This window comes from Planktotalea arctica (assembly GCF_002105285.1).
GTDB classification, from domain to species: Bacteria; Pseudomonadota; Alphaproteobacteria; order Rhodobacterales; family Rhodobacteraceae; genus Planktotalea; species Planktotalea arctica.
On the sequence record NZ_MUHR01000030.1, the window covers coordinates 52,842 to 60,133 of the forward strand.

The following is a 7,292-nucleotide window of genomic DNA, read 5'->3' on the forward strand; positions in this document are numbered from 1 at the left end:
GCTCCCATAAGCTACGCGAGATATACGGTGCGATGACAGGCGTTGTGCCAAAGATGAATAAGGGCGGCAGCCCGAAAGGTGAGCAATGGCGAGCAACTCCAGCGGCGACAGCAAAAACACGCTCTATTGTAGCTTCTGCGGCAAAAGCCAGCATGAGGTGCGTAAACTTATTGCGGGACCAACGGTGTTTATCTGTGATGAATGCGTTGAACTTTGCATGGATATCATTCGCGAAGAGACAAAGACGGCGGGGCTGAAAAGCTCTGAAGGTGTTCCGACGCCGAAGGATATCGCGAAGGTTCTGGATGACTATGTGATTGGTCAGGCGCGTGCAAAGCGGGTGCTCGCGGTTGCGGTGCACAACCACTATAAACGCCTGAACCATGCTGAAAAAAACAGCGAGATCGAACTGGCGAAATCCAATATTTTGCTTGTTGGTCCAACCGGCTGCGGCAAGACTTTACTTGCGCAGACGCTGGCACGGATTCTGGATGTTCCATTTACCATGGCGGATGCGACGACGCTCACCGAAGCGGGCTATGTCGGTGAGGACGTTGAAAACATCATCCTCAAGTTGCTGCAATCGTCCGAATATAATGTCGAACGCGCACAGCGTGGTATCGTCTATATTGACGAAGTAGATAAAATTACGCGCAAATCCGAGAACCCATCGATCACACGTGATGTTTCGGGCGAGGGTGTGCAGCAGGCTTTGCTGAAGCTGATGGAGGGCACGGTTGCGTCCGTTCCACCCCAAGGTGGGCGCAAGCATCCGCAGCAGGAATTCCTGCAAGTGGATACGACGAACATCCTGTTCATCTGCGGCGGTGCGTTTGCGGGTCTGGACAAGATCATTGCGGCGCGCGGCAAAGGCTCGGCGATGGGTTTTGGCGCAGATGTGCGCGACAATGATGCGCGCGGTATCGGCGAGATTTTTAACGATCTGGAGCCGGAAGATCTTCTCAAGTTTGGCTTGATCCCTGAATTCGTGGGTCGTTTGCCCGTTCTTGCGACGCTTGAAGATCTGGACGAGGATGCCCTTGTCACGATCCTGACGGAACCGAAGAACGCGCTGGTGAAGCAATACCAGCGCCTGTTCGAGATCGAATCGACGCAATTGACCTTCACTGAGGACGCGCTGAGTGCGATCGCAAAGCGTGCGATCCAGCGTAAAACTGGCGCACGTGGTCTGCGTTCGATCCTCGAGGATATTTTGCTCGACACGATGTTCGAGCTGCCGGGCCTCGATAGTGTGACCGAAGTGGTGGTGAACGAAGAAGCGGTTAATTCCGATGCTGCGCCGCTGATGATCCACGGCGAGAGCAAGAAAGAGTCGGCCTCTGCGAGCTAAGCCGATACCGGAAATTTTCAGCAAAGGCGGGCGATTTGTCCGCCTTTGTGCGTTGTAAGGCCCCTAGACCTTGCTGCTACAATCAGGCATATCAAGGCAAACACAAGCGGAGTTTCCCATGGGCATTGTCAGTAAAATCCTGCGCGTTTTCACTTGGTGGGATGGTCAAACCCTGAACACACAGTTGTTCACATGGCGCAAAGGTGTGCGCGTCGGTGAGGATGATATGGGGAATATTTATTACGTTAATCGCGATAAATCAAAGCGTTGGGTTATTTACAACGGTGAAATTGAAGCGAGCAAGATTAGTCCTGATTGGCACGGCTGGCTGCATCACACATGGGACGAACCTCCCACGGACAAACCATTGCCGCACAAATCATGGGAAATACCACATCAGGAAAACCTGACGGGCACAGCGCTTGCCTATGCGCCCTCCGGGTCAATCCGGCGCGCGCAGCCCGCGGATCGCAGTGATTACGAGGCATGGGTGCCAAAGTGAGATCGCGGCGCAAGGCAGGGGCAAAGCGATGACACAGAGCAAGACAGAAGTTCTGGTCGGGGGAGCGGTGCTCGCTGTTGCAGTCGGTTTCCTGACCTATGCCGCGCAGATCACAGGCGCGGGCGGCAACGCGGCAAGCTATCCATTGACCGCGAGTTTTCGTTCGCTCGAAGGGGTGAATGTCGGCACTGATGTGCGCCTCGCAGGGGTGAAAATCGGATCGGTCAACTCTGTTGTGTTGAATCCGAAAACCTTTCGTGCGGATACGATAATCCTTGTCAAAGAAGGTATAGAAATCCCCGATGACAGTGCGATCACGATTGCTTCCGAAGGGCTTTTGGGTGGCAATTTCGTTGAGATCGTTCCGGGCGGTTCCCCCTTTATGTTCGAGCCGGATGCCGAAATTGAAGACACGCAAAGTGCGGTCAGCCTTGTTTCCTTGTTGTTGAAATTCGTTTCGGGATCTGGTGAATGACCAAATTTTTCGCAGCGCTTTCAATCGCTTGCTTCTGCGCATTGCCAGTATCAGGGCAGCAGGCTGTTCTGAGTGGATCAGGCGCAGACATCCGCGTTCTTGATAAAGTCAGCGGACAGAGCACGAATTACACGCTTGCCAGCGGTGCGAGCTTGCAAATCGGCCAATTGACAGTCGTGCTGCGTGCCTGCCGCTATCCAGAGGGTGCGCCGTCCAACGATGCGTTCGCCTTTTTTGACATTAGTGAAACCGAAACGGCTGTTGCCATATTTAACGGCTGGATGGTTGCGTCCTCGCCTGCGTTGAACGCGATGGAGCATTCTCGCTATGATGTTTGGGTTCTGCGCTGCAAGATATCTTGAAGGCTGGGTAGAGGAAGTCGGGTAAACGAGGCCTGATTTTGAAGTGCATCATGTAAAAGTGCGTGATATTTTGCGCGCGAAATTTCTATCGCGCCCAGCGTTGCCAAGTGATCCGTCAAGAACTGGGTGTCGAATAAGCTAAATCCGCAGTTCGCGAGATGCGCTATCAAATAGGCCAGCGCGGCTTTGGACGCGTCAGGCTCGCGCGAAAACATGCTTTCCCCGAAAAATGCGGTGCCGGATACGACACCGTAAACGCCTCCGACAAGTTCCGAGCCATGCCAGATTTCAAGGGAATGGGCGTGACCCATTTTATGCAAGCTACTGTAAAGATGAGCAATATCGTGGCTTATCCAAGTATCTTCCCGCTCGGCGCAGGCTTCAACGACGGCATCAAAATTTGTGTCGGTGCGAATGTCCCACGGCGCGGTGCGAAGCCGCTTAGCGAGTGTGCGAGACACATGAAATCTGTTCAGATCAAAAATTCCACGGCGGCGCGGATCGACCCAGAAAAGCTCTGGATCGCTCCGTGATTCCGCCATGGGAAAAATGCCTGCCTGATAGGCATGTAAAAGCATCTGAGGCGTTAAAACAGGGGCATCATTGGGCATAACTAAAACCTAACGCAAATTCAGCGTCGGCAAAAACCCGATCCGGCGCGTTTACCCACCAAGATTGGTTTCCAGCCAATGCTCAAGCCAATGGATATTGTATTCACCCGAAAGCACGTCCGGCTCCTGCAAAAGTGCATGAAACAAAGGCACGGTTGTATCGATGCCATCCACGATCAATTCACCCAAAGCACGGTTAAGGCGCGCCAAAGCCTCGGGACGATCGCGCCCGTGCACGATCAACTTGCCGATCAGACTGTCGTAGTAGGGCGGGATCGAGTAGCCGTCATAAAGCGCGCTATCCATGCGCACGCCAAGACCGCCAGGGGCATGATATTGCGTGATTCTTCCGGGGCATGGCGTGAAATTTGGCAGTTTTTCAGCGTTAATGCGCACTTCGATGGAATGGCCGTTGATGTGCAAATCTTCCTGAATGAATGACATATCCAGACCTGCGGCGACGCGAATTTGCTCGCGTACCAGATCGACGCCGAAGATACTCTCGGTGACGGGATGTTCGACCTGCAAGCGCGTGTTCATTTCGATGAAATAGAACTCACCATTTTCATAGAGAAACTCGATTGTTCCAGCGCCGATATAGTTAATTTTTGCCACTGCGTCCGAGCAGGTCTTGCCGATTGCTGCACGTTCCTCGGGGCTGATGGACGGACCGGGGGCCTCCTCGAAGACCTTCTGGTGTCGCCGCTGAAGCGAGCAATCACGCTCGCCCAGATGCACGGCGCGCCCTTTGCCATCGCCGAACACCTGAATTTCAATGTGGCGGGGTGTTGTGAGATATTTCTCGATATAGACTTCGTCATTGCCGAAGTTCGATTTGCCCTCGGCGCGCGCTGTCATAAAGGCGCTTTCCATGTCTGCTGCGGTTTGCGCAACTTTCATACCTTTTCCACCGCCGCCAGCCGTCGCTTTGACGATAACCGGATAGCCGACCTCTTCGCCGATCCGCTGTGCATCTTCCAGTGTGGGAACGCCGCCCGCAGAGCCAGGCACGCAGGGCACACCAAGCGCTTTCATCGTATCTTTGGCGGAAATCTTATCGCCCATCACGCGAATATGTTCGGCCGTGGGGCCGATAAACGTCAGCTCGTGGTCTTCGATGATTTGCACGAAATTCGAGTTCTCGGACAAGAACCCATAGCCCGGATGGATCGCCTGCGCGCCAGTGATTTCACAAGCGGCGATGATCGCGGGTATCGACAGATAGCTGTCGGTACCGGGGGGGGGGCCGATGCAAACGGCCTCGTCTGCCATGCGCACGTGCATCGCATCCGTGTCCGCGGTCGAATGGACGGCGACAGAGGCGATGCCCATCTCGCGGCATGCTCGGATCACGCGCAGCGCGATTTCACCTCGGTTAGCTATTAGAATTTTATCAAACATATCAGCGCCTTATTCGATGATGACCAAAGGCGCGCCAAATTCTACGGTCGAACCATCTTCGACCATAATACGCGTGATTTTACCCGCGCGTGGCGCAGGAATGTGGTTCATGGTTTTCATCGCTTCAACGATCAACAACGTATCGCCCTCGGCAACCTGTGCGCCGACGGTAACGAATGCGGGCGAGCTGGGCTCGGCCTGCATGTAAACGGTGCCGACCATGGGGGATGTGACCGCGCCCGGATGGCTGGCAGGGTCGGCCGCGGCGGCAGCCACAGGGACGCTTGGCGCAGGTGCGGCGCTTACGGCAGGGGCCGCGATTTGAACGGGCGCTGCCACCATTTGGGGCGCGGCGCGGCTCACACGAACATTGAGACTGTCATCCTCGCCATAGGCGCGTTTGACCTGCAATTCGGTCAAATCGTTCGCGCGCAGCAACTCGGCCAGCGCCTGAATGAATTCAACGTCGGCCTCGTGTGATTTTTTGGTCATGCTATTCCTCGATGTCCCTGACTGTGTTCGCGACTGTCTCTTCGCGTTACGGTGCCGCCGCTTATAGGGCAAGTCGCATTGCGTGAAAAGACGCTGTCCTTGTGTGCACGATGGTCGGTTTTTGCATGGATTTCGAGGGGAAAAACCAAAATTTCTAGCCTAAGTGTGCTGGCGTGCGCCGATGAGTTGACCTTTGCGCGCAGTTTGGGTGTTGTTATGCGTAACAAGGCAGAAGGAGCGCAGAATGAACATTGGATGCTGGTTAGAGCGGCGCGCGCGGCAATCTCCTGAAAAACCAGCACTTTTTGAAGGTGTTGAGTGCGTTTATGACTATGCGGCTTTTGATTGCGCTGCGCGCAGCATCGCGGGTTGGCTTATGGAACAAGGGATCGGTCCGGGCGACCGCATTGCAATGTTCATGGAGAATATTCCCGCATATTTGCTCGTACAATATGGTGCATGGTACGCGGGTGCGGTGGTCGTGCCGATCAATGCCAAACTTCATGGGCGCGAGGCGGCGTGGATCATTGAAAACTCTGGCGCTGCAGTGGTTTTTGCCAACGGGGCGAAAGGGGCTGATCTTCAAAAGGTGGGAATGCAGGCTGCGCTGATTGATGTCGAAAGCAAGGCTTTTGCCCCAATCCTCGAATTTGCGCAGCCCCTTCCATGCGCGCTGCGCCAACCCGATGATCTTGCTTGGCTTTTTTACACGTCAGGAACAACGGGCCAACCCAAAGGGGTGATGATCACGCATCGCATGCTAATTTCCATGTCGCTTAGTTACTTCGCCGACGTGGATCGGGTGGCTGAGAAGGATAGTGCGCTCTATGCTGCGCCACTGTCTCATGGAGCCGGGATTTACAATATGATCCATGTTCTCAAAGGGGCTGCGCATATTTTCCCACCCTCGCGCGGGTTTGAACCTGTCGAGATTTTTGATTTGGCCGAGCAGTTCGGATCAATCCATATGTTTGCCGCGCCCACGATGGTGAAACGGATGACGCAAAGCGCCAAAGCCACGGGGCGCACCAGCAAAGGATTGCGCAGTGTGATCTATGCGGGCGGGCCGATGTATCTGGCAGATATTATCGAAGCGGTGAATCATTTCGGGGATATTTTCATCCAGATTTATGGACAAGGGGAATGCCCGATGGGCATCACCGCACTGTCGCGCGAGGATGTGTCTGATCGCAGTCACGTCGACTGGCGGGCGCGTCTAGGTTCGGTCGGGCAGGCTCAATCGGCAGTGCAGGTGCAAATAGGCAATAGTGCGGGTCAGGCTCTGCCCCTTGGCACCACCGGTGAAATCATGGTGCGCGGCGATACGGTGATGCCGGGCTATTGGCAAAATCCCGATGCTAGTGCCAGAGTGCTTCTGGACGGTTGGTTAATGACCGGGGACATGGGGTTCATGGATGCGGCTGGCTATGTAAATATGGTTGATCGTTCCAAGGATATGATTATTTCGGGCGGATCGAATATTTATCCGCGCGAGGTTGAAGAAGTATTGCTGACGCACGCGAGCGTAAGCGAGGTGTCGGTCGTTGGTCGGCCCCATCCCGAGTGGGGCGAAGAAGTTATTGCCTTTATCGTGCCAATGCTGGCAGGCGACATGGATATAAGTGCCCTCGACGCGCATTGTCTTGACCATATCGCGCGATTTAAGCGGCCCAAGCATTACGTTGAAATCGACAGTTTGCCCAAAAACAACTACGGGAAAGTTCTTAAGACTTCCCTAAGGCAGCAGCTCGAAAATCTGTAGATTTGTTCGCAATGGGCGGCGGCGCTGAGTGTTTTCAGCGTCGCCGCGCCTAGTCGGGGGCTACGCCCCAGCTCTGTTTTTGATGAGGTCTTCGACGACGGAGGGGTCAGCGAGGGTTGAAATATCGCCCAATGATCCTGTGTCGTTTTCTGCGATTTTGCGCAGGATGCGGCGCATGATTTTGCCGGAGCGGGTCTTGGGCAAGCCGGGGGCCCATTGGATCACATCTGGCGAGGCGATGGGGCCAATCTCCGTGCGCACCCATGTGCGAAGCTCTTTGAGCAACTCGTCAGACGGCTCTTCGCCGTTCATCAGCGTCACGTAGCAATAAATGCC

9 protein-coding genes are annotated in these 7,292 nt (G+C 54.7%); 5 read left to right on the forward strand and 4 right to left on the reverse strand.

The window, feature by feature from the left end:
- Nucleotides 1-85 precede the first annotated feature (85 nt).
- The 4 genes from clpX (at nucleotide 86) to B9P63_RS18325 (ending at nucleotide 2,690) form a co-directional block, all read left to right on the forward strand.
- Complete coding sequence (gene clpX / locus B9P63_RS18310) at nucleotides 86-1,351, forward strand: ATP-dependent Clp protease ATP-binding subunit ClpX (RefSeq protein WP_085311502.1); 1,266 nt, start codon at nucleotides 86-88, stop codon at nucleotides 1,349-1,351.
- A 118-nt stretch (nucleotides 1,352-1,469) separates the two neighbouring features.
- Nucleotides 1,470-1,853, forward strand: coding sequence for an NADH:ubiquinone oxidoreductase subunit NDUFA12 (locus tag B9P63_RS18315; protein ID WP_085311504.1), 384 nt, complete (start codon nucleotides 1,470-1,472; stop codon nucleotides 1,851-1,853).
- Between the two features lie 28 nt (nucleotides 1,854-1,881).
- Complete coding sequence (gene mlaD / locus B9P63_RS18320; protein ID WP_085311506.1) at nucleotides 1,882-2,328, forward strand: outer membrane lipid asymmetry maintenance protein MlaD; 447 nt, start codon at nucleotides 1,882-1,884, stop codon at nucleotides 2,326-2,328.
- Nucleotides 2,325-2,690, forward strand: coding sequence for a DUF2155 domain-containing protein (locus B9P63_RS18325; protein WP_085311508.1), 366 nt, complete (start codon nucleotides 2,325-2,327; stop codon nucleotides 2,688-2,690). Before mlaD ends, B9P63_RS18325 begins: the two co-directional genes overlap by 4 nt.
- Here the strand turns inward: B9P63_RS18325 and aat are convergent.
- The 3 genes from aat to accB are packed head-to-tail and all read right to left on the reverse strand — an operon-like array spanning nucleotide 2,654 to nucleotide 5,194.
- Nucleotides 2,654-3,301: a leucyl/phenylalanyl-tRNA--protein transferase gene (gene aat / locus B9P63_RS18330; protein WP_085311510.1), complete on the reverse strand. Its 648-nt coding sequence runs from the start codon at nucleotides 3,299-3,301 to the stop codon at nucleotides 2,654-2,656. The two genes, B9P63_RS18325 and aat, sit on opposite strands and share 37 nt — an antisense overlap.
- A 51-nt stretch (nucleotides 3,302-3,352) precedes the next feature.
- Complete coding sequence (gene accC / locus B9P63_RS18335; protein ID WP_085311512.1) at nucleotides 3,353-4,702, reverse strand: acetyl-CoA carboxylase biotin carboxylase subunit; 1,350 nt, start codon at nucleotides 4,700-4,702, stop codon at nucleotides 3,353-3,355.
- Between the two features lie 9 nt (nucleotides 4,703-4,711).
- Nucleotides 4,712-5,194: an acetyl-CoA carboxylase biotin carboxyl carrier protein gene (gene accB, locus B9P63_RS18340; RefSeq protein ID WP_085311514.1), complete on the reverse strand. Its 483-nt coding sequence runs from the start codon at nucleotides 5,192-5,194 to the stop codon at nucleotides 4,712-4,714.
- A gap of 244 nt (nucleotides 5,195-5,438) precedes the next feature.
- Here accB and B9P63_RS18345 point away from each other — a divergent pair, with 244 nt between their 5' ends.
- The gene (locus tag B9P63_RS18345) at nucleotides 5,439-6,956 is read left to right on the forward strand and encodes an AMP-binding protein (protein ID WP_085311516.1); all 1,518 of its coding nucleotides are present in this window, start codon (nucleotides 5,439-5,441) and stop codon (nucleotides 6,954-6,956) included.
- A gap of 60 nt (nucleotides 6,957-7,016) precedes the next feature.
- Here B9P63_RS18345 and B9P63_RS18350 read toward each other — a convergent pair.
- On the reverse strand, nucleotides 7,017-7,292 hold a 276-nt coding region (locus tag B9P63_RS18350), incomplete at its 5' end, for an AMP-binding enzyme (protein ID WP_425439748.1).

Excerpts from the sequence above, each read along its gene's own strand:
- clpX (WP_085311502.1), top strand. The coding sequence starts at position 86 with ATGGCGAGCAACTCCAGCGGCGACAGCAAAAACACGCTCTATTGTAGC.
- B9P63_RS18315 (WP_085311504.1), top strand. The coding sequence starts at position 1,470 with ATGGGCATTGTCAGTAAAATCCTGCGCGTTTTCACTTGGTGGGATGGT.
- mlaD (WP_085311506.1), top strand. The coding sequence starts at position 1,882 with ATGACACAGAGCAAGACAGAAGTTCTGGTCGGGGGAGCGGTGCTCGCT.
- B9P63_RS18325 (WP_085311508.1), top strand. The coding sequence starts at position 2,325 with ATGACCAAATTTTTCGCAGCGCTTTCAATCGCTTGCTTCTGCGCATTG.
- aat (WP_085311510.1), bottom strand. The coding sequence starts at position 3,301 with ATGCCCAATGATGCCCCTGTTTTAACGCCTCAGATGCTTTTACATGCC.
- accC (WP_085311512.1), bottom strand. The coding sequence starts at position 4,702 with ATGTTTGATAAAATTCTAATAGCTAACCGAGGTGAAATCGCGCTGCGC.
- accB (WP_085311514.1), bottom strand. The coding sequence starts at position 5,194 with ATGACCAAAAAATCACACGAGGCCGACGTTGAATTCATTCAGGCGCTG.
- B9P63_RS18345 (WP_085311516.1), top strand. The coding sequence starts at position 5,439 with ATGAACATTGGATGCTGGTTAGAGCGGCGCGCGCGGCAATCTCCTGAA.